This window comes from Streptomyces sp. NK08204 (assembly GCF_020400585.1).
Lineage (GTDB): Bacteria > Actinomycetota > Actinomycetes > Streptomycetales > Streptomycetaceae > Streptomyces.
The window spans coordinates 101,101-119,787 of the sequence record NZ_JAINVF010000007.1 but is presented as its reverse complement, the minus strand read 5'-3'; the positions used below and the strand labels follow the sequence as shown (position 1 = coordinate 119,787).

General features: G+C 70.9%; 18 protein-coding genes, 1 pseudogene and 1 riboswitch. Of the genes and pseudogenes, 9 read left to right on the top strand and 10 right to left on the bottom strand.

Features of this window, described 5'->3' with window-relative positions; all coding sequences use genetic code 11:
- Positions 1-48: 48 nt before the first annotated feature.
- From K7G59_RS13965 to thrC, 3 genes are all read right to left on the bottom strand, one after another.
- A complete protein-coding gene (locus K7G59_RS13965) occupies positions 49-252 on the bottom strand; it encodes a cold-shock protein (protein WP_004986573.1) in 204 nt (67 codons plus the stop codon).
- A gap of 433 nt (positions 253-685) precedes the next feature.
- A complete protein-coding gene (locus tag K7G59_RS13960) occupies positions 686-961 on the bottom strand; it encodes a MoaD/ThiS family protein (protein ID WP_225834010.1) in 276 nt (91 codons plus the stop codon).
- Complete coding sequence (gene thrC, locus K7G59_RS13955; RefSeq protein ID WP_225834008.1) at positions 958-2,244, bottom strand: threonine synthase; 1,287 nt, start codon at positions 2,242-2,244, stop codon at positions 958-960. Before thrC ends, K7G59_RS13960 begins: the two co-directional genes overlap by 4 nt.
- 18 nt (positions 2,245-2,262) lie before the next feature.
- A riboswitch (SAM riboswitch) is annotated at positions 2,263-2,419 on the bottom strand.
- 155 nt (positions 2,420-2,574) lie between these two features.
- On the opposite strand from thrC, the gene K7G59_RS13950 reads away from it, so the two are divergent.
- Positions 2,575-3,519: a glucosyl-3-phosphoglycerate synthase gene (locus K7G59_RS13950; protein ID WP_225834007.1), complete on the top strand. Its 945-nt coding sequence runs from the start codon at positions 2,575-2,577 to the stop codon at positions 3,517-3,519.
- Positions 3,520-3,602: 83 nt separating this feature from the next.
- The gene (locus tag K7G59_RS13945; RefSeq protein WP_225834004.1) at positions 3,603-5,030 is read left to right on the top strand and encodes a trehalose-6-phosphate synthase; all 1,428 of its coding nucleotides are present in this window, start codon (positions 3,603-3,605) and stop codon (positions 5,028-5,030) included.
- 39 nt (positions 5,031-5,069) lie between these two features.
- On the opposite strand, the gene otsB is transcribed toward K7G59_RS13945, so the two are convergent.
- The 3 genes and pseudogenes from otsB to K7G59_RS34700 form a co-directional block, all read right to left on the bottom strand.
- Positions 5,070-5,903, bottom strand: coding sequence for a trehalose-phosphatase (gene otsB, locus K7G59_RS13940; protein ID WP_225834002.1), 834 nt, complete (start codon positions 5,901-5,903; stop codon positions 5,070-5,072).
- 76 nt (positions 5,904-5,979) lie between these two features.
- Complete coding sequence (locus K7G59_RS13935; protein ID WP_225834000.1) at positions 5,980-6,204, bottom strand: DUF3263 domain-containing protein; 225 nt, start codon at positions 6,202-6,204, stop codon at positions 5,980-5,982.
- A 19-nt stretch (positions 6,205-6,223) separates the two neighbouring features.
- Positions 6,224-6,466: pseudogene (locus K7G59_RS34700) on the bottom strand (sugar ABC transporter substrate-binding protein); the annotation flags it as partial.
- Between the two features lie 161 nt (positions 6,467-6,627).
- On the opposite strand from K7G59_RS34700, the gene K7G59_RS13930 reads away from it, so the two are divergent.
- From K7G59_RS13930 to K7G59_RS13920, 3 genes are all read left to right on the top strand, one after another.
- Positions 6,628-7,572: an ROK family protein gene (locus K7G59_RS13930; protein ID WP_225833998.1), complete on the top strand. Its 945-nt coding sequence runs from the start codon at positions 6,628-6,630 to the stop codon at positions 7,570-7,572.
- Entirely contained in the window at positions 7,572-8,714 is a 1,143-nt protein-coding gene (nagA, locus tag K7G59_RS13925; protein ID WP_225833996.1) for an N-acetylglucosamine-6-phosphate deacetylase, read from the top strand. The genes K7G59_RS13930 and nagA overlap by 1 nt, the downstream gene beginning before the upstream one ends.
- Before the next feature lie 114 nt (positions 8,715-8,828).
- Positions 8,829-9,749, top strand: coding sequence for a 1-phosphofructokinase family hexose kinase (locus K7G59_RS13920; RefSeq protein ID WP_225833994.1), 921 nt, complete (start codon positions 8,829-8,831; stop codon positions 9,747-9,749).
- 135 nt (positions 9,750-9,884) lie between these two features.
- Here the strand turns inward: K7G59_RS13920 and K7G59_RS13915 are convergent, their stop codons facing one another.
- The gene (locus K7G59_RS13915) at positions 9,885-10,811 is read right to left on the bottom strand and encodes a carbohydrate-binding protein (protein ID WP_225833992.1); all 927 of its coding nucleotides are present in this window, start codon (positions 10,809-10,811) and stop codon (positions 9,885-9,887) included.
- A gap of 118 nt (positions 10,812-10,929) precedes the next feature.
- Complete coding sequence (gene cdgB, locus K7G59_RS13910; protein WP_225833991.1) at positions 10,930-12,579, bottom strand: diguanylate cyclase CdgB; 1,650 nt, start codon at positions 12,577-12,579, stop codon at positions 10,930-10,932.
- A gap of 305 nt (positions 12,580-12,884) precedes the next feature.
- On the opposite strand from cdgB, the gene K7G59_RS13905 reads away from it, so the two are divergent.
- Both K7G59_RS13905 and K7G59_RS13900 read left to right on the top strand, forming a co-directional pair.
- The gene (locus K7G59_RS13905) at positions 12,885-13,451 is read left to right on the top strand and encodes a flavin reductase family protein (protein ID WP_225834238.1); all 567 of its coding nucleotides are present in this window, start codon (positions 12,885-12,887) and stop codon (positions 13,449-13,451) included.
- Between the two features lie 58 nt (positions 13,452-13,509).
- Complete coding sequence (locus K7G59_RS13900) at positions 13,510-14,052, top strand: GNAT family N-acetyltransferase (RefSeq protein WP_225833989.1); 543 nt, start codon at positions 13,510-13,512, stop codon at positions 14,050-14,052.
- 27 nt (positions 14,053-14,079) lie between these two features.
- Here K7G59_RS13900 and arfB read toward each other — a convergent pair whose 3' ends face one another.
- Positions 14,080-14,508, bottom strand: a complete 429-nt coding sequence (gene arfB / locus K7G59_RS13895) for an alternative ribosome rescue aminoacyl-tRNA hydrolase ArfB (protein WP_225833987.1) — start codon at positions 14,506-14,508, stop codon at positions 14,080-14,082.
- A gap of 190 nt (positions 14,509-14,698) precedes the next feature.
- Here arfB and K7G59_RS13890 point away from each other — a divergent pair, with 190 nt between their 5' ends.
- Entirely contained in the window at positions 14,699-15,274 is a 576-nt protein-coding gene (locus tag K7G59_RS13890) for a TerD family protein (protein WP_225833986.1), read from the top strand.
- A gap of 350 nt (positions 15,275-15,624) precedes the next feature.
- Positions 15,625-17,187: a M4 family metallopeptidase gene (locus tag K7G59_RS13885; protein WP_225834236.1), complete on the top strand. Its 1,563-nt coding sequence runs from the start codon at positions 15,625-15,627 to the stop codon at positions 17,185-17,187.
- A gap of 75 nt (positions 17,188-17,262) precedes the next feature.
- On the opposite strand, the gene K7G59_RS13880 is transcribed toward K7G59_RS13885, so the two are convergent.
- A complete protein-coding gene (locus tag K7G59_RS13880) occupies positions 17,263-18,654 on the bottom strand; it encodes a M1 family metallopeptidase (protein WP_225833984.1) in 1,392 nt (463 codons plus the stop codon).
- Positions 18,655-18,687 lie beyond the last annotated feature (33 nt).

Below are 18,687 nucleotides of genomic sequence, written 5' to 3'. Positions count from 1 at the left end.
GAAGGGCCCGCACCCTGTGCGAGGTGCGGGCCCTTCGTCAAAAAATGTTCAGGCGGTGACGCGAACCATGTCGGCCTGCGGGCCCTTCTGGCCCTGCGAGATCTCGAACTCCACCCGCTGACCCTCTTCCAGGGTGCGGTAGCCGTCCATCTGAATCGCGCTGTAGTGGACGAAGACGTCCGCACCACCGTCGACCGCGATGAAGCCGTACCCCTTCTCCGCGTTGAACCACTTGACGGTGCCCTGAGCCATGCCTAACTCCCCTATTACTGGCCCTTGCACAGATCCACACTTCGCGGACCCGGGTCAGACCTCACCCCCCAAATCGGTCGGGGGCGTGCGCCGGAACGCGTCGACCGCGGCTGAATGTATCTGTCCAACTGCCCTCTGCAACAGGTCAATCGGACGAGAATTCTGGACGGGCACCGTCCGGAATGTGGCGAGAATTCGCCTGATCTCAGGGCAAGTCGGGCCCCACAAAGGGAGCAAACGCCGCGTAAAGCCCGCACACTTTGGCTACTTCTTGTCGGGCTCAGGGCGCAAATCCGAGGCTCCCCTCTCGGGGCCCGGAAGCGCGTTCCCCAACTCTACCGCGCTCAATCACGCAGAATTGCCCCCTCCGCTTCCCTTACGGAGGGGGCAATTCTGTGAGCAGTGCGTGACCTGCGTTACTGAGAGGTAATGATCAGCCGCCGGCGACGGCCGGGATGATGGAGACACCGGCGCCGTCCGGGGTCGCCGTCTGAAGGCCCTGCTCGAAGCGGACGTCGTCGTCGTTGACGTACACGTTCACGAAGCGGCGCAGCTTGCCCTGGTCGTCCAGCACGCGGGCGGCGATGCCCGCGTGGTTCTTCTCCAGGTCCTCGATGACCTCGGCGAGCGTCGCGCCCTCGGCGCTGACCTCGGCCTGGCCGCCGGTGTAGGTGCGCAGGATGGTCGGGATACGAACGGTCACACTCATGCGAGACCAGCCTCTCGGAAGGAGTCCAGGTTCGGGCGGATCGTAGCGGTCAGGCCCGTGCCTGCGACCGCGTCGAGGGTCTTGAGGCCGTCGCCGGTGTTGAGGACGACGGTGGTGAGGGACGGGTCCAGGACGCCGTTCTCGATCAGCTTCTTCGTGACGCCGACCGTCACACCGCCCGCCGTCTCCGCGAAGATGCCCTCGGTACGCGCGAGCAGCTTGATCGCGTCCACGACCTGCTCGTCCGTCACGTCCTCCACCGCGCCGCCGGTACGGCGTGCGATGTCCAGGACGTACGGCCCGTCGGCCGGATTGCCGATCGCGAGGGACTTGGCGATGGTGTTCGGCTTCTGGGGGCGCACGACGTCGTGGCCCGCCTTGAAGGCCGTCGACACCGGCGAGCAGCCCTCGGCCTGCGCGCCGAAGATCTTGTACGGCCTGTCCTCGACCAGCCCGAGCCGGATCAGCTCCCGCAGACCCTTGTCGATCTTCGTGAGCTGGGAACCGGAGGCGATCGGGACCACGATCTGATCCGGCAGCCGCCAGCCGAGCTGCTCGCAGATCTCGTACGCCAGGGTCTTGGAGCCCTCCGCGTAGTACGGCCGCAGGTTGACGTTGACGAAGCCCCAGCCCTCGCCGGCCGGGTCACCGATCAGCTCGGAGCAGAAACGGTTCACGTCGTCGTAGTTGCCTTCGATGCCGACGAGTTCGCCGCCGTAGACCGCGGCCATCACGACCTTGCCCTGCTCCAGGTCGTGCGGGATGAACACGCAGGAGCGCAGGCCGGCGCGGGCAGCGGCGGCGCCGACGGCGCCGGCCAGGTTGCCGGTCGAGGAGCAGGACAGGGTGGTGAAGCCGAAGGCGCGGGCGGCCTCCAGGGCCTGGGCGACCACCCGGTCCTTGAAGGAGTGCGTCGGGTTGCCGGAGTCGTCCTTCACGAACAGCCCGCCGGTGACGCCGAGTTCCCGGGCGAGGTTGTCGGCCTTGACGAGCTTGGTCCAGCCGGGGTTGAGGTTCGGCTTGCCGGCCACGTCCGCCGGGACGGGGAGCAGCGGCGCGTACCGCCAGATGTTCGCCGGGCCGGAGTCGATGCGCTGACGCAGTTCCTCGGTGTCGTACGCGGAGAAGTCGTAGGCGATCTCCAGCGGGCCGAAGCACTCCTCGCAGGCGAAGACCGGGCCGAGCGGGACGCGGTGACCGCACTCGCGACAGCTCAGGGCCGCGGCGGGGCCGAGGTCGACGGTCGTGGAGTCGGTGCTGGTTGCAACTGTCTGCGCAGCCATGTGAGGCGAGGCCCTTTCTCCTCATCTTCCTCACGACGCATCTCGCCGTGAGACGGATTTGGCACCTTCCCTAGCCGGGAGCCTCGCGGTGACCATCAAAGGTGGTCTACGAGAACCGACTGGAGGGTTGCCGGGGCTTCATCGGGCCGTGTCCCTCTGCCCCTCTGGATGAGCGGTATGCGGTTGTCAACGCACGCGACCCCCGACATGCGATGGTCATCGGCGTTGTTCAAGACTGTAACCGAAGGCCACCACAGTTGAGATAGTCGTCCGTACCGCGAGATGGATCACACGGCGACGTGTGGCCGTGACAGTGAGGAGTCGCAGACCGTGCTGGAAGAAGTCGAGCGCTGGCTGGCCACCCGCTCCTGGTCCGTGACCGACCGTCCCCTCCACCGCATCCTGTGCGCCAAGCAGCGCACCGGTCAGTCCGTCTCCGTCGTCCTGCCCGCGCTGAACGAGGAGGAGACCGTCGGCGACATCGTCGCGGTCATCCGCCGCGACCTCGTGGAACAGGTCCCACTGGTCGACGAGATCGTCGTCGTCGACTCCGGGTCCACCGACCGTACCTCCGAGGTCGCGGCCGCGGCCGGCGCCCGGGTGGTCCACCGCGACGACATCCTGCCGCGCATCCCGGCCGTCCCCGGCAAGGGCGAGGTGCTGTGGCGCTCCCTGCTGGTGACCAGCGGCGACATCATCTGTTTCATCGACGCCGACCTGCGGGAGTTCTCCGCCGACTTCGTCTCGGGGATCGTCGGCCCGCTGCTCACCGAGCCGGACGTGGACCTGGTCAAGGCGATGTACGACCGCCCGCTGGGCGGCACGGCCGGGCAGGGCGGCCGGGTCACCGAGCTGATGGCCCGCCCGCTGCTGAACATGCACTGGCCGCAGCTCGCCGGGTTCGTGCAGCCGCTCGGCGGCGAGTACGCGGCCCGCCGCTCGCTGCTGGAACAGCTGCCCTTCCCGGTCGGCTACGGCGTGGAGCTGGGCATGCTGGTGGACGCCCTGCACCTGGTGGGCCTGGACGCCCTCGCCCAGGTGGACGTCGGGGTGCGCAGGCACCGGCACCAGGACGGGCAGGCCCTCGGCCGGATGGCCGCGGCGATCTACCGCACCGCCCAGCTCAGGCTCGCCCGCGGACACCTCGTCCGGCCGTCGCTGACCCAGTTCGAGCGGGGCGAGGACGGGTTCGAGCCGCGCACCTACTCGGTGGACACGGAGGAACGGCCGCCGATGACGGAGATCGCCGAGTACGCGGCCCGCAAGGTGGCGTGAAACCGGGGGCAACCGCTGTGTACGGCGTCTGTCCGGGCGGACCGTACGTTTGAGTGTTTCCGGGCCGGGCTAGGTTGAGGACCATGGGTTCCACGCGCGGTGCTGAGGTACTGGTCGCGTCCAATCGCGGCCCGGTTTCGTACGAGGTACGCCCCGGCGGCGGGGCCGGCGCGCTGCACGCCAGACGGGGCGGCGGCGGGCTGGTCTCGGGGCTGTCGGCCATCGGGCCGAGCACCAACGCGGTGTGGGTGTGTGCCGCGCTGAGCGACGGCGACCGGGAGGCGGTACGGCGCGCGGGCGGCGGGCTGCTGCCGGCCGAGGACACCGGCGGGCAGCACGTGCGCATGCTCGACATCGACGCGACCGTGTTCTCCGACGCGTACAACGGCATCGCCAACTCGGTGCTCTGGTTCGTCCACCACATGCTGTACCAGACCCCGCTGGAACCGGTCTTCGACGCGGAGTTCCGGCGGCGGTGGGGGTCGTACGAGGCCTACAACCGTGCCTTCGCCGAGGCGCTGGCGCAGGAGGCGGCCGAGGGGGCGGCGGTGCTGATCCAGGACTACCACCTGGCGCTCGCCCCGCGCATGCTCCGGCAGCTCCGCCCCGACCTGCGCATCGGCCACTTCTCGCACACCCCGTGGGCCCCGCCGGACTACTTCCGGCTGCTGCCCGACGACATCGCCGCCGAGCTGCTGACCGGCATCCTCGGCGCGGACCGGGCCGCCTTCCTGACCCGGCGGTGGGCAGACGCGTTCACCGACTGCTGTCACGCGGTGCTGGGGCCGGGGATCCCCTCGGGTACACGGATCGGCGTGCACGGGCTCGGCGCGGACGCGGACTTCCTGCGGGAGCGGGCGCACCGGGCGGACGTGGACGAGCGGATGGCGGCACTGCGGCAGGAGATCGGCGAGGGGCGCCGGACGATCGTCCGGGTGGACCGCACCGAGCTGTCCAAGAACATCGTGCGCGGGCTGCTGGCGTACCGGCAGCTGCTGGAGGACCACCCCGAGTGGCGGGAACGGGTGGTGCACCTGGCGTTCGCCTACCCGTCGCGGCAGGACCTCGCCGTGTACCGCGACTACACCGCCGAGGTGCGGCGGGTCGCGGAGGAGATCAACTCCACGTACGGCACCGCCGGTTGGACCCCGGTCGTGCTGCACGTCAAGGACGACTTCGCGCGTTCCCTGGCCGCGTACCGGCTCGCGGACGTGGCCCTGGTCAATCCGATCCGGGACGGCATGAACCTGGTCGCCAAGGAGGTGCCGGTCGTGTCGGACGAAGGGTGCGTGCTGGTGCTGTCGCGGGAGGCGGGGGCGTTCGAGGAGCTGGGCGAGGACGCGGTCGTGGTGAACCCCTACGACATCGGAGGGACGGCGGAGGCGTTGTGCCGGGCGCTCGGGATGGCTCCGGAGGAGCGGGCGGAGCGGTCGAAGCGGCTGGCTGCCGCTGCCACGGCCCTGCCGCCGGCGCGGTGGTTCCTGGATCAGCTGGGTGCGCTGGAGCGGTAGCGGCAGGACGCCCTGGCGGTACGACCGGCCGCAGCCGCCTCAAGGCAACCGGGCCGCCAGCGTCCGCAGCAGGCCCACGACGCCCTGTGGGCCGTCCACGACCACGTCCGCTCTTTCCGCCAGTTCCGTGACCTCCGTGCTGCCGCTGCACACCAGGAGGCCGGGGATGCCCTCGGAGCGGAGTTTGTCGACGGCCGCGTAGGCGGGCAGGTCGCCCAGGTCGTCGCCCGCGTAGACGACGCACCCGGCGCCGGTGGTGCGCACGTGGTCGAGGAGGGCCACGCCCTTGTCCGTGCCGGGCGGGCGCAGTTCCAGGACCAGGCGGCCCGGCTCGAGGATCAGGCCGTGCCGGGTGGCCAGGTCGGTGAGGGGGCCGCGCAGGGCCTCGAAGGCGGCCTCGGGGTCGTCGGCGCGACGGGTGTGGACGGCGACCGCGCGGCCCTTCTCCTCGATCCACACGCCGTGCCAGGCGCCGATCCTGTCCAGCAGGCCGGGCAGTTCGGCGCGGACCGCGGCCACGCCGGGGTGCGGGGCCGGTGCGCTGACGGTGCCGGTGACCGCGTCCCAGCGCTCGGCGCCGTAGTGGCCGAGGACGACGAGGTGCTCGAGGGCGGGGACGCCCGCGAAGCCGCCGTAGCGCACCGCGACCCCGGCGGGCCGGCCGGTGATCACGGCGACGGAGGCCACCTTCGGGGCGAGCGCGCTGAGTGCGGGAACGGCGTCGGGGTGGGCGCGGGCCTGCTCGGGGTCGGCGACGATCGGGGCCAGCGTGCCGTCGAAGTCGAGGGCGATCGTGGCGGTGCGGGGGCTTGCCAGCAGTGCCGCCAGTCCGTCCCGGCCGGGCTGGGTCAGCGGGGTCGGCAGAAGGTCCATACAGCCGACACTATCCAGTGGGCGCCTGGGTCACTCCCCGAACGGCGGCTGTCGGCCCGGCATTGCGCCGTCGGTGTCAGCGCTCGGCCCGGCGTGCCTGCCGGATCCGGCGCAGGCGGTTGACCGTGACCGGGTCGTGGGCGAGCGCCCGCTCGTCGTCCAGCAGGGCGTTGAGCAGTTGGTAGTAGCGCACGGGCGCCAGGCCCAGCTCCTCGCGTATCGCCCGCTCCTTCGCGCCGGGGCCGGTGAAGCTCCGGCGCTCCAGCGCGAGGATGGCCTGTTCGCGGTGCCCGAGTTCCATGTCGGCCACCGTAACGCCGTTGCGCCAGGTCGGGGGCGTGTCCGGCGTCGACCATCTCCTTGACCTTGGCGTCGACGTCGTTCCAGGAGTAGACGCTGACGTCGATCCGCACGCCCGGGTGCCTGGCCTCGTACGCCGTGACGAGGGCGTCCCAGTACTTCTTGGAGCTGTTGGCCGCCGAGTCGCCGTAGTCGGCCGCGACCAGTCTGAGGGTCACGTCGGAGGAGCCGGTGCTCCCGCAGCCGCCGAGGGCCACCGTCATGCCCCGTGCGGACACCGCCGCGATCGTTCCTGCCGTACGCCGGCGCCGATCCACCGTCAAAGCCCCAACGTGCTGTCTGACCGTTTCAATATATGGACACTAAGGTCTATACCACGTGAGTGGACTAGACCTCTTATGGGTCCGAGGGCCACACTGTCCCCGTGAGACATGTCATCGCCCTGGACGTGGGCGGTACCGGGATGAAGGCCGCCCTGGTCGGTGACGACGGCGCTCTGCTGCACCGCGCCCGCCGGGCGACCGGCCGCGAGCGCGGCCCGGACGCGGTGGTCGGCACGATCCTCGACTTCGCCGCCGAGCTGCGCGCGTACGGCGTCGAGCGCTACGGCGAACCGGCCGCCGCCGCGGGCATCGCGGTCCCCGGCATCGTCGACGACGACAACGGCGTCGCCGTCTACGCGGCCAACCTCGGCTGGCGGGACGTGCCGCTGCGGGCGCTGCTGGCCGAGCGGCTCGGGGTGCCGGTGGCGCTCGGCCACGACGTGCGCACCGGCGGACTCGCCGAGGGCCGCATCGGCGCGGGCAAGGGCGCCGACCGCTTCCTGTTCGTGCCGCTCGGCACCGGGATCGCCGGCGCCATCGGCCTGGAGGGGCGGGTGGAGTCCGGCGCACACGGCTTCGCGGGCGAGATCGGGCATGTCGTCGTACGACCGGGGGGCGTCCCCTGCCCGTGCGGACAACGCGGCTGTCTGGAGCGGTACGCCTCCGCGTCCGCGGTCAGCGAGGCGTGGGCCGCGGCCTGCGGGGACCCGGCAGCGGACGCGGCCGACTGCGCCAGGGCCGTCGCGTCCGGTGACCCGGATGCCGTCCGGGTCTGGCAGGAGGCGGTGGACGCCCTCGCCGACGGGCTGGTCACCGCGCTCACCCTGCTGGACCCGAGGACGCTGATCATCGGTGGCGGGCTGGCAGAGGCGGGGAAGGTGTTGTTCCAGCCCCTGCGGGCCGCCGTCCAGCAACGGGTCACCTTCCAGAAACTGCCCGCCATCGTCCCCGCCGCGCTGGGGGACACGGCCGGGTGTCTGGGCGCGGGGCTCCTCGCCCGCGATCTGCTGACGACCACTTCTACGACTCCGGAGGTAACCACCTGATGGCTGCCAGCAAGGTTCTCGCAGGTGCTCGGGTGGTGCTGCCCACCGGAACCGTGGAGAGCGGCCAGGTGGCCGTGGACGGCGGGCGCATCGCCGCCGCCGCCCCGGCCGACGCCCAGGTGCTCGACGTGACCGGCCACTGGCTGGTGCCCGGGTTCGTCGACATCCACAACCACGGCGGCGGCGGAGCGTCCTTCTCGGGCACGCCGGACGAGGTGCTGAAGGCCGTCCACACCCATCGCCTGCACGGCACGACCACGCTGGTCGCCTCGACCGTCACCGACGAGATGGACCTGCTGGTGCGGCAGGCCGGGATGCTGAGCGAGCTGGCCGAGCAGGGCGACATCGCGGGCATCCACTTCGAGGGACCGTTCATCTCCCCGTGCCGCAAGGGCGCCCACTCCGAGGATCTGCTGCGCGACCCCGAGCCCGCCGAGGTCCGCAAGCTGATCGACGCGGCGCGCGGCAGGGCGAAGATGGTCACCCTCGCCACCGAGCTGCCGGGCGGCATCGACTCGGTACGGCTGCTCGCGGAGCACGGCGTGATCGCGGCGATCGGCCACACGGACGCCACCTACGAGCAGACCGTGGAGGCCATCGACGCGGGCGCCACGGTCGCCACCCACCTCTTCAACGCCATGCCGGCGCTCCTCCACCGCGCCCCCGGCCCGGTCGCCGCCCTGCTGGAGGACGAACGGGTCACCGTCGAGCTGATCAACGACGGCACCCATCTGCACCCGGCCGCGCTGGAGCTGGCGTTCCATCACGCGGGCGCCGACCGGGTCGCGTTCATCACCGACGCGATGGACGCGGCCGGCATCGGCGACGGCCGCTACATGCTGGGCCCGCTGGAGGTCGAGGTCAGCGAGGGCGTGGCCCGGCTGGTGCACGGCGGCTCGATCGCGGGCTCCACGCTGACCCTGGACCGGGCGTTCAAGCGGGCGGTGACCGTCGACAAGCTCCCGGTGGAGGACGCCGTGGCCGCCCTCTGCGCCAACCCGGCCCGCCTGCTCGGCCTCGAGGACCGCGTCGGCTCGCTGGAACCGGGCAAGGACGCGGACCTGGTGCTGCTGGACGCCGGTTTCGACCTCAAGGGCGTGATGCGCCGGGGCGAGTGGATCGTGGCGCCCCAACTGGGCTGATCTCTCCCTCCCGGTGTCTGGGCCGACCGCCGTGTGTTTGGCATGATCGTGTCCGAACAGCGAAAGCGGAGGACGCGGCGTACAGGGCGGACGCGGCGAGGGAGGTCGGCACGGGTGATCCTCACGGTCACACTGAACACCGCTGTCGACCTCACCTACCGCGTGCGGTCGCTGCGCCCGCACGCCTCGCACCGTGTGCAGGAGGTCATCGAGCGGCCGGGCGGCAAGGGCGTGAACGTGGCCCGGGTCCTCGCGGCCCTCGGCCACGAGTCGACGGTCACCGGCTTCGCGGGCGGCGCCACCGGTCAGGTGCTGCGCGAGCGGCTCGCGGACGTGCCCGGGCTGACCGACGCACTGGTGCCGATCGCCGGGGCGACCCGGCGCACGCTCGCCGTCGTGGACGAAGTGTCCGGCGACACCACCCAGTTCAACGAGCCGGGCCCGCACATAGAGCCGGCCGAGTGGGGCGCCTTCCTGGACCGCTACGAGCAACTGCTGCCCGGCGCCTCCGCGGTGGCCCTGTGCGGCAGTCTGCCGCCGGGGGTGCCGGTGGGCGCGTACGCGCTCCTGGTACGCGCGGCCCACGCCGCCGCGGTCCCCGTCCTGCTGGACACCAGCGGCGAGGCACTGCGCCGCGGGGTCGCGGCCCGGCCCGACATCATCAAGCCGAACGCCGAGGAACTGGCCGAACTCACCGGCTCGCACGAACCGTTGCGGGCCACCCAGGACGCCCGGAGAAGGGGCGCCCACGCGGTGGTCACCTCCCTCGGCGCAGACGGCCTGCTGGCCGTCACCCCCGAGGGCCGCTGGCAGGCCGCCCCACCGGCCCCCGTCCGCGGCAACCCGACCGGCGCGGGCGACTCGGCGGTGGCGGCCCTGCTGTCGGGCCTGGTCGACCGGCTCTCCTGGCCCGACCGCCTGACGCGCGCGGTCGCCCTGTCCGCGGCGACCGTACTGGCGCGGACGGCGGGCGAGTTCGATCCCGCGGCCTACGAGGAGCTGCTGCCTCGGGTCGCCATGAGCGCGTCGGCATGACACTCGCCCGGAAAACGCCGGAGGCCGGGCGAGTCCGCTCACCCGGCCTCGTCCGGCCTCAACTGTCAAGCAACGCGGGTGAGGGCCACCGCCCTGTATCCTCCGGCCGCGCCGAACAGAGACGCGGGATCGCCCTCAGCCGGTGACCTGACCCTTCTTCAGGTACACCTGATCCAGCAGGACGTTGCACTTGTCGCCGGCCTGGCAGGAGATGGAAATCGTGTTGGAACCCTTCTGGAGGGTGGGCCACACGAAAGAGTGGGTCCATCCGTTGGCGAAGTCGCCGTCAGCCGCGCTCCGGTAGTTCTTGAAGTTGACCTTGCTGCCGAATTCCTTGCCGTTGACGGTCACCGTCATCGACTGGTTCTCGCCGGCCACGCTGTACTGCATGAACAGGGTGTACGGGCCGGCCTCGGGAAGGTCGTTGATCGTCCAGGTCACCGAGGAGCCGACCGTGTTGAGGCCGCCCACGTAGACACCGCCCGCCGCCTTGGCGCCGGTGACGTCCGAGGCCTTGGTCGCGCCGCCCGCCAGCTGGAGGGCCTGGGCGTCGGCCTTCGGGAGCTCGCCCGGGGCCGCCGAGGCGCTGCTCGACGGGGTCGGGGAGACGGCCTGGGACTGGGCCGGGTTGGCGTTGGCGTCGTTGCCCGTCTTGTCGCCCGAGTCGCCGCTGATCATCGCGGCGCCGATGCCGATGACGACCGCCGCGACCACCGCGATCGCGCCGATCAGCAGGCCCTTGGTGTTCGGGCCACGGCGGGCGGGAACGGGCGGCGCGGGCCGGCTGCCGGGCGGGGCGCCGCCGGGCAGGGTCTCCGGGGCCTGGTAGTAGGCGTTCGGCTGGCCGTAGGCACCCTGTGTGGGTACGGACGACTGGCCGTACGGAGCGGCCTGCTGCTGGCCGTACTGCCGCTCGCCCACCGCACGCACCCTGCTGACCGAGTTCGGGTAGCCGTAACCGCCGGACGGCGGCTGGGCTCCTCGGGCCTGACCGTCGGCGTAGAGGTAGCCGAACGGGTCGTCGTCCTCGGGCGTGCTCGGGCCGTTGTCGCCGGGCGTCATCCCTAGGTACTCCTCAACAGGTGCGGGCGGGTGCGGTACAAGGCTGGAATGCCGAGCCTACCCGGTCCCGGTGCCCCAAACGGGTGAGCCGCACTGCACCAATGCGCTGACCTGCGGTTCATCCGGCGCGCCGGTGCTGTTTGGGACGAGATCGTTTCTCGACGTACATCCGCTCGTCGGCTGACTTCAGCACTTCGTCCGCCGTCATGCCGCAGTGTGCCCATCCGATGCCGAAACTCGCACCCACCCGGACGGCCCGGCCCTCGGCCCGGATCGGCTGGATGATCTCGTTGCGCAGGCGCACGGCGAGGTCCTGGGCGTCGGCCTTGCCGAGGCCGTCGGCGAGGATCACGAACTCGTCGCCGCCGAGCCGGGCGACGGTGTCCCCGTCGCGCACGCCCCGGGACAGCCGCCGGGCCACCTCGATGAGGACGGCGTCGCCCGCGTTGTGGCCGAAACGGTCGTTGATCGACTTGAAGCCGTCGAGGTCGCAGAAGAGGACCGCCAGGCCCTTGGTGCCGTCGTCGTGGCCGTCCTCGGGGGCGCTGGTGTGCACGTGGTGGTCGAAAGCGTCGTACGCCTCCACGCCGGGCCCGAAGTCGAAGCCGTGCCCGGTGGACAGGTCGTGGGAGGGGTGGCCGTAGGCCGCGTCCAGGGACTCCAGGGCGTGGGTGGGCCGCCTGCACAGTCGGGCGGACAGGCGTGAACGCAGCTCGGCGGAGTTCGGCAGGCCGGTCAGGGAGTCGTGCGAGGCACGGTGCGCGAGCTGCAGCTCGCGGCGTTTGCGTTCCTCTATGTCCTCGACGTGGGTCAGGAGGAAGCGGGGGCCGTCGGCCGCGTCGGCGACGACGGAGTTGCGCAGCGACACCCACACGTACGTGCCGTCCCGGCGGCCGAGGCGCAGTTCCGCGCGCCCGCCCTCCGCCGAGGTCCGCAGCAGCGTGCCGATGTCCTCGGGGTGGACGAGGTCGGAGAAGGAGTAGCGGCGCATCGCGGAGGCGGGGCGGCCCAGCAGGCGGCACAGGGCGTCGTTGCTGCGCAGTATCCGGCCGTGCTGGTCGCCGCCCATCTCGGCGATCGCCATGCCGGAGGGGGCGTACTCGAAGGCCTGCCGGAAGCTCTCCTCGCTGGCGCGCAGGGCCTGCTGCTCGCGCTCCAGGCGGACCAGGGCGCGCTGCATGTTGGACCGCAGGCGGGCGTTGCTGATCGCGATCGCGGCCTGGAAGGCGTACATCTGGAGGGCCTCGCGGCCCCAGGCGCCGGGCCTGCGGCCGTTGCGCGGCCGGTCGACGGACAGGACCCCCAGCAGCTCGCCGTAGGAGCCGCCCTGGGCGCCCGGGGTGTACATGGGGGCGAAGAGCCGGTCGGAGGGGTGCCACTCGTCCTCGAAGCGGGGCTCGGGTCCGTCCGTGAACCATTGCGGGACGTCGTCGTCGTCGAGGACCCAGCCCTCGCTGTGGGGTATGAAGACCAGGTCGCCCCACTGCTCGCCCATGGTCAGCCGTCGCTCCCAGGAGTCGCGGGAGCCGACCCGGCCGGTGATCAGGGCCTCGGCGGCGGAGTTCCCGGCGAGCGCGGCGACGACGAGGTCGCCGTCGGCGCGTACGAGGTTCACGCACGCCATCTCGTATCCGAGGGCGTGCACCACGCCGTCGGCGACGGTCTGCAGCGTGTCCGCCAGGCTGCGTGCCGTGTTCATTTCGGCCATGGCCTGGTGCAGCTGCCGGAGGGATGCAAGACGGACGTACGGCTCAGACTCGGTCTCCATGCTCGCCCTCCCCCCGAGACCTCGCAGCGAATCAAGGGTTCCGAGCCACTGAATCACAGCGCGCTGCTCACTCGGTACACAGGGTCAACAATTCCCGCCCCTTGTGACTCAAGTCACACATAAAGATGGGCAATAGAGTAAGGTTTCCGCATTTTTGCGATTTTCGCTGTCCGTTTGCTGAACGCAGGCGTCGCGGACGGATGCACATGATGTACGAACACGCCCGTCGCTGGTCCTAGGACTCACTTCGGGCGGAGGCCCGATGCGTGGCGTGCCGGGCGGAGAATAGCGTTTCCGGCGTGCTGATGACCCCTTCCCCGACCGCCGCACCCTCCTCCGGGCATGCTGAGGGGGTGAGCAACGACGAGTTCCGGGCAGCGATGTCCCGGCTGGCCGCGGGCGTGGTCCTGGTGACCGCGCAGGAACCGCCGCTGGACCCGGACGACCCCGGGGCGCCGGACGTCGAGGACGTGGGCATGACCGCCACGGCCTTCGTGTCCGTCTCCCTGGACCCGCCGCTGGTGCTGGTCAGCCTGCGCGAGGGGTCGCGGATGGACGACCTGCTCACCGAGCAGCCCCTGTGGGCGGTCTCCGTCCTCGCCGAGAGCCAGCGGCACGTCGCGGGCCGTTTCGCGATGAAGGGCCGTATCAGCGACCGTCTCCTCTTCCAGGACCTCTCCTGCGTCCGCGGCGAGGCCACCGGCGCCCCGCTGGTGGGCGGCGCGCTGGCCACCCTGGAGTGCCGGACCGAGCAGCGGGTGACGGCCGGCGACCACACGCTGGTGATCGGCCGGGTGCTGACCGCGCGCGTGCCGAGCGCGGAGGGCGGACCGCTGCTGTACTTCCGGGGCCGGTACCGGCAGCTGGGCTGACCGGGTACCGCCCGAAATCCCGTCGCGGCGCCGGGCAGGCCCGGCCTACGCTGCGCGGATGACCGCCGACTCGCCCGGCTCGCCGCAGCTGGAAGAGATAACGCCCCACAACCTCGACGCCGCGCTGGGCGTTCGCGTCCGTCCGGACCAGGAGCACGCGGTGGAGCCCGTGGTGAACTCCCTGGCCGAGGCGTATGTCCACCCCGGTGTCGCCTGGCCCCGGCTGATCACCGACGCGGGACGACCGGTCGGTTTCCTGATGGCCTTCCTCGACATCGACTGGCACCTCGACGGCAGTGTGCACCGCTCCGGCCTGTGGCGCCTGAACATCGCCGCCGGGCAGCAGGGCAAGGGCTACGGCCGCTTCGCCGTCGACTCCGTCGCCGCGGAGATCCGCCGCAGGGGCGGCAAGGAGATGTACGTGACCTGGCATCCCGGACCGGACGGCCCCGAGGGGTTCTACCTCCGGCTGGGCTTTCGGAAGAACGGGGAGACGAGCGGCGGGCAGGCGGTCGGCGTGCTGACCCTGGCAGGCGCCGAAGGCACCGAAGGCACCGAAGGCACCGAAGAGACTGGAGCACCGGACAGCGCGGGGGCGTAGAGCGCACCGTTCGCCGCCGGCGTCTCGTCACGTCCAGTCGCGTCCGGAGCGGCCCCGCTTGGTCTGCGCGCGCTGCTTCTTCTCCTGCAGGCGGCGTTCGTTGATGCCGCGTGGGATACGGGTCGGCTTGCGCGGCCTGGGCGGCGGCGCGGTGGCCTCCGCAAGGAGGGACGCGAGCCGCACGGCGGCGGACTCGCGGTTGCGCCACTGGGAGCGGTGCTCGGAGGACCGTACGACCACGACCCCGTCCACGAGGCGCCCGGCCAGCCGCTGCAGCGCCCGCTCCTTCCACACCGGCGGCAGCGCCTCGGTGCCGGCCAGGTCGAAGCGCAGCTCGACCTGCGAGTCGCTCGTGTTGACGTGCTGCCCACCGGGCCCGGACGACCTGGAGAAACGCCACGTCAGCTCGGCCTCGGGAAGCGAGACGGAGCCACGGATGACATAGGGACCAGCCATGCCTCCATGTTCCCGGCCCGGTGCGCCCCGCGTCACCCGGATTTCGCAGACCGGGTAAAAAAGGTAAAGCGATGCGGAACCATGGAGACCCCTCACGACGTTGTCCCCGGTGACGCTAGTTTCGTCGGCACACAGTGACAGAGTGCGTCGGCTAAGAGTGCACGGAAACCAAGGGAAAGGACTCCCAATCATGGCTGTAAGCCTGTCCAAGGGTGGCAACGTCTCGCTCACCAAGGAGGCTCCGGGCCTGACCGCCGTCACCGTGGGCCTCGGCTGGGACGTCCGCACCACCACCGGCACGGACTTCGACCTGGACGCCTCCGCCATCGCGGTCAACACCCAGGGCAAGGTCTACTCGGACAGCCACTTCGTCTTCTTCAACAACAAGCAGACCCCGGACAACTCCATCGTCCACACCGGCGACAACCGCACGGGCGAGGGCGCCGGCGACGACGAGGCGATCAACGTCAACCTGAGCGCCCTCCCGGCCGACGTCGACAAGGTCGTCTTCCCGGTCTCCATCTACGACGCCGAGAACCGCGGCCAGAACTTCGGCCAGGTGCGCAACGCCTACATCCGCGTCATCAACCAGGCCGGCGGCGCCGAGATCGCCCGGTACGACCTCTCCGAGGACGCGGCCACCGAGACGGCCATGATCTTCGGCGAGCTGTACCGCAACGGCGCGGAGTGGAAGTTCCGCGCGGTGGGCCAGGGTTACGCCTCGGGCCTGGTGGGCATCGCCCAGGACTTCGGCGTGAACGTCTGACACACCCTCGCCGAGCCGTACACACAGGGGCTCCCCTGCCGCACCGGCGGCGGGGGAGCCCCTGTTTCAACTCCTGCTGTTCACCTGCCAGTTGATCATGATTTGGCCGTCCGTATAGCGGTTTCGATCGTACGTCTTTCGGATACGAACACGTAAAGTGTTGTCCGGCCTCTGTCAAAACGCGGGCCAAGATGTCACTCTCTCCTCACTCGCCGCACCTCTGTGCATGACCTGTGCCCCACCTGTGTCTCCGACCCCACGGAGACCAGCTCTAAGGAGACCGAGTGAGTCAGCCCCACGCCACCCGTAAGGCCACCGTCCGCGCCGCCGCCCTGATCGGCTCGGCCGCAATGGTCGTCCTCGCCCTCCAGAACGGCGCCGCCACCGCCGCGCCCGAGCACGTCTCCGGCGCCCAGGCCGCCCCGCTCAGCGCCTCCGCCCGCGTCGCGGCCATCAAGACGGCGCAGGAGCACGCCGGTTCGGCCGCCCGCCAGCTCGGTCTGGGCAGCAAGGAGAAGCTGGTCGTCCGGGACGTCATCAAGGACCTCGACGGCACCGTCCACACCCGCTACGAGCGCACCTACGCCGGTCTGCCCGTCCTCGGCGGCGACCTCGTCACCCACGTGGCGAAGAACGGTGACCTCAAGGGCGTCAACAAGGCTGCCAAGGCCCGCATATCCGTGCCCACCACCACCGCGGCCGTCCCCGCCGCCGAGGCCAAGAAGAGCGCCCTGAAGGCCGCCGCCGGCACCAAGGCCACCACCTCGACCTCCCGCAAGGTCGTCTGGGCGGCCGACGCCAAGCCGGTCCTCGCCTACGAGTCCGTCGTCAAGGGCGTCCAGAAGGACGGCACTCCGAGCGAGCTGCACGTCATCACCGACGCCACCACGGGCAAGGAGATCTACTCCTACCAGGCCATCGACACGGACACCGGCACCGGCAACAGCCGCTACAGCGGCACCGTCAGCCTCAGCACCACCGCCTCCGCCACCGGCGGCTGGGACCTGATCGACGGCGTGCGCGGCGGTCACAAGACGTACGACCTCAACGGCGGCACCTCCGGCACCGGCACGCTCTTCCACGACGCCGACGACGTCTGGGGCGACGGTACGAACACCAACCGTCAGACCGCAGCCGCCGACGCCGCGTACGGCGCCGCCGTCACCTGGGACTTCTACAAGTCCGCCTTCAACCGCAACGGCATCGCGGGCGACGGCAAGGCCGCCTACTCGCGCGTCCACTACGGCAACGCCTACGTCAACGCCTTCTGGAGCGACAGCTGCTTCTGCATGACGTACGGCGACGGCTCGAACAACAACGACCCGCTGACCTCGCTCGACGTCGCCGGTCACGAGATGAGCCACGGCCTGACCGCGGCCACCGCCAAGCTGAACTACCGTGCCGAGTCCGGCGGTCTGAACGAGGCCACCTCCGACATCTTCGGCACCTCGGTGGAGTTCTTCGCGAACAACGCCTCGGACCCCGGTGACTACCTCATCGGCGAGAAGATCGACATCAACGGCAACGGCACCCCGCTGCGCTACATGGACAAGCCCAGCAAGGACGGCGGCTCCGCCGACTACTGGTCCAGCAGGGTCGGCCGCCTCGACGTGCACTACTCGTCCGGCGTCGCCAACCACTTCTTCTACCTGCTGTCCGAGGGCAGCGGCGCGAAGACCGTCAACGGTGTCTCCTACAACTCGCCGACCTACGACGGCTCCACGGTCACCGGCATCGGCCGGGACAAGGCCGACCAGATCTGGTACAAGGCCCTGACCACGTACATGACCTCCACCACGGACTACGCGGGCGCCCGCACCGCCACGCTGAACGCCGCCCGCGACCTGTACGGCTCCGGCAGCGTGGAGTACAACACGGTGGCGGCGGCGTGGAAGGCCGTCAACGTCAACTAGTGCCGGCCATCAGCGCCTAGCGGCAGCCAGCCGCGGCTGACCTCGGTTCACACGGCCGGGCCCTCCGTCGACTCGTCACGGACGGCCCGGCTTTCCGTCTCCGTACAGCCAGTCCTTCCAGATCCCGCCGAAGTCCTCGTCCGGGGCCTTCTTCTCGACGTACGTGGTGAAGTCGGCGGTGCTCGCGGTGCCGTAGCGGTGCGAGGCGACCCAGCCCTGGATGATGTCGTAGAAGGTGTCGTCGCCGACCTTCTGCCGGATCTTGTGCAGGACCATCGCGCCGCGCTCGTAGACGGGCCTGTCGGAGATGTGCGCCGCGCTCGACGGCTTCGCGGGCGGGAACGCCCACAGGGCCTCGTCGTCCCGGTGGTAGAGGTCCGTGAAGGTCTTCTGGGCGCTGTCGCCGCCGTGGTCCTCGTCGTACAGCCACTGCGCGTAGGTGGCGAAACCCTCGTTGAGCCACATGTCCCGCCAGGACTTCGGGGTGACCGCGTCGCCGTACCACTCGTGGGCCAGTTCGTGCACGAGGACGTCGACGGTGGGGGCGCCGGGGAAGTAGGGCCGGTTCTGCGTCTCCAGGGCGTAGCCCGAGTCCTTGGGGCGGTCGACGACCGCGCCGGTGGAGGAGAAGGGGTACGGCCCGAAGTTGTACTCCTCCCACGCGATGATCGCGGGTATCTTCGCGAGGACCCGTCTGCTCGCCGCGGCCTGGGCGGGGTCGACGGCGGTCAGGACCGGCAGGCCGTGCGGGCCGGTGGTGCGGGTGATGTCGAAGTGGCCGACGGCGACCATGGCCAGGTAGCTCGCCATGGGCCGGCCGGTGTGCCAGGCGTAGACGGCATGGCCGCCCTTGTCGGTCCGGCTCGTCAAGTCGCCGTTGGACACGGCCTGGAGGCCCTTCGGCACGGTGACCGTGATGTCGTACGTCGCCTTGTCGGAGGGGTGGTTGTTGCCGGGGAACCAGGCCATCGAGCCGACCGGCTCGCCGAGCCCGGCCGCACCGTCGGCGGTGCGCAGCCAGCCCTCCTTCGAACCGTCGGGGTCGGTGAGGGTGCGCGGGACGCCCGAGTAGCGGACGGTCGTGCTGAAGGTCTCACCCTCGCGCAGGCCGTCATGGGGGCGGACGACGAGTTCCTGTCCCGTGCGGCTGAAGAGGGCACGCCTGCCCTCGACGACGACCGAGTCGACGTGCAGTCCGACGAGGTCCAGGTCGAAGGCGGACAGGTCCTCCGTGGCACGCGCGGTGATCACGGCCCTGCCGGTGAGGCGGCCGGTGCCGGGGGTGTAGTCGAGCGCGAGGTCGTAGTGGCCGACGTCGTATCCGCCGTTGCCCGCCTTCGGGAAGTACGGGTCGCGCACACCGGCTGCGCCCGGGGTGCCGCCCACGCCGCTGTCGCACGCGGTACCGGAGAGGAGGAGAGCGAGCACGCCTGCGACGGCCGGGACAAGGCGCGCGGATCTGGACATGTCAGTGATCTTACGGGCGGCGCCCGCCCCGTC

Excerpts from the sequence above, each read along its gene's own strand:
- K7G59_RS13880 (WP_225833984.1), bottom strand. The coding sequence starts at position 18,654 with ATGTCCAGATCCGCGCGCCTTGTCCCGGCCGTCGCAGGCGTGCTCGCT.
- K7G59_RS13935 (WP_225834000.1), bottom strand. The coding sequence starts at position 6,204 with ATGGAACTCGGGCACCGCGAACAGGCCATCCTCGCGCTGGAGCGCCGG.
- arfB (WP_225833987.1), bottom strand. The coding sequence starts at position 14,508 with ATGGCTGGTCCCTATGTCATCCGTGGCTCCGTCTCGCTTCCCGAGGCC.
- K7G59_RS13890 (WP_225833986.1), top strand. The coding sequence starts at position 14,699 with ATGGCTGTAAGCCTGTCCAAGGGTGGCAACGTCTCGCTCACCAAGGAG.
- K7G59_RS13965 (WP_004986573.1), bottom strand. The coding sequence starts at position 252 with ATGGCTCAGGGCACCGTCAAGTGGTTCAACGCGGAGAAGGGGTACGGC.
- K7G59_RS13885 (WP_225834236.1), top strand. The coding sequence starts at position 15,625 with ATGGTCGTCCTCGCCCTCCAGAACGGCGCCGCCACCGCCGCGCCCGAG.
- K7G59_RS13905 (WP_225834238.1), top strand. The coding sequence starts at position 12,885 with ATGACCCCTTCCCCGACCGCCGCACCCTCCTCCGGGCATGCTGAGGGG.
- K7G59_RS13915 (WP_225833992.1), bottom strand. The coding sequence starts at position 10,811 with ATGACGCCCGGCGACAACGGCCCGAGCACGCCCGAGGACGACGACCCG.
- K7G59_RS13900 (WP_225833989.1), top strand. The coding sequence starts at position 13,510 with ATGACCGCCGACTCGCCCGGCTCGCCGCAGCTGGAAGAGATAACGCCC.
- otsB (WP_225834002.1), bottom strand. The coding sequence starts at position 5,903 with ATGGACCTTCTGCCGACCCCGCTGACCCAGCCCGGCCGGGACGGACTG.
- nagA (WP_225833996.1), top strand. The coding sequence starts at position 7,572 with ATGGCTGCCAGCAAGGTTCTCGCAGGTGCTCGGGTGGTGCTGCCCACC.
- cdgB (WP_225833991.1), bottom strand. The coding sequence starts at position 12,579 with ATGGAGACCGAGTCTGAGCCGTACGTCCGTCTTGCATCCCTCCGGCAG.
- K7G59_RS13945 (WP_225834004.1), top strand. The coding sequence starts at position 3,603 with ATGGGTTCCACGCGCGGTGCTGAGGTACTGGTCGCGTCCAATCGCGGC.
- K7G59_RS13960 (WP_225834010.1), bottom strand. The coding sequence starts at position 961 with ATGAGTGTGACCGTTCGTATCCCGACCATCCTGCGCACCTACACCGGC.
- thrC (WP_225834008.1), bottom strand. The coding sequence starts at position 2,244 with ATGGCTGCGCAGACAGTTGCAACCAGCACCGACTCCACGACCGTCGAC.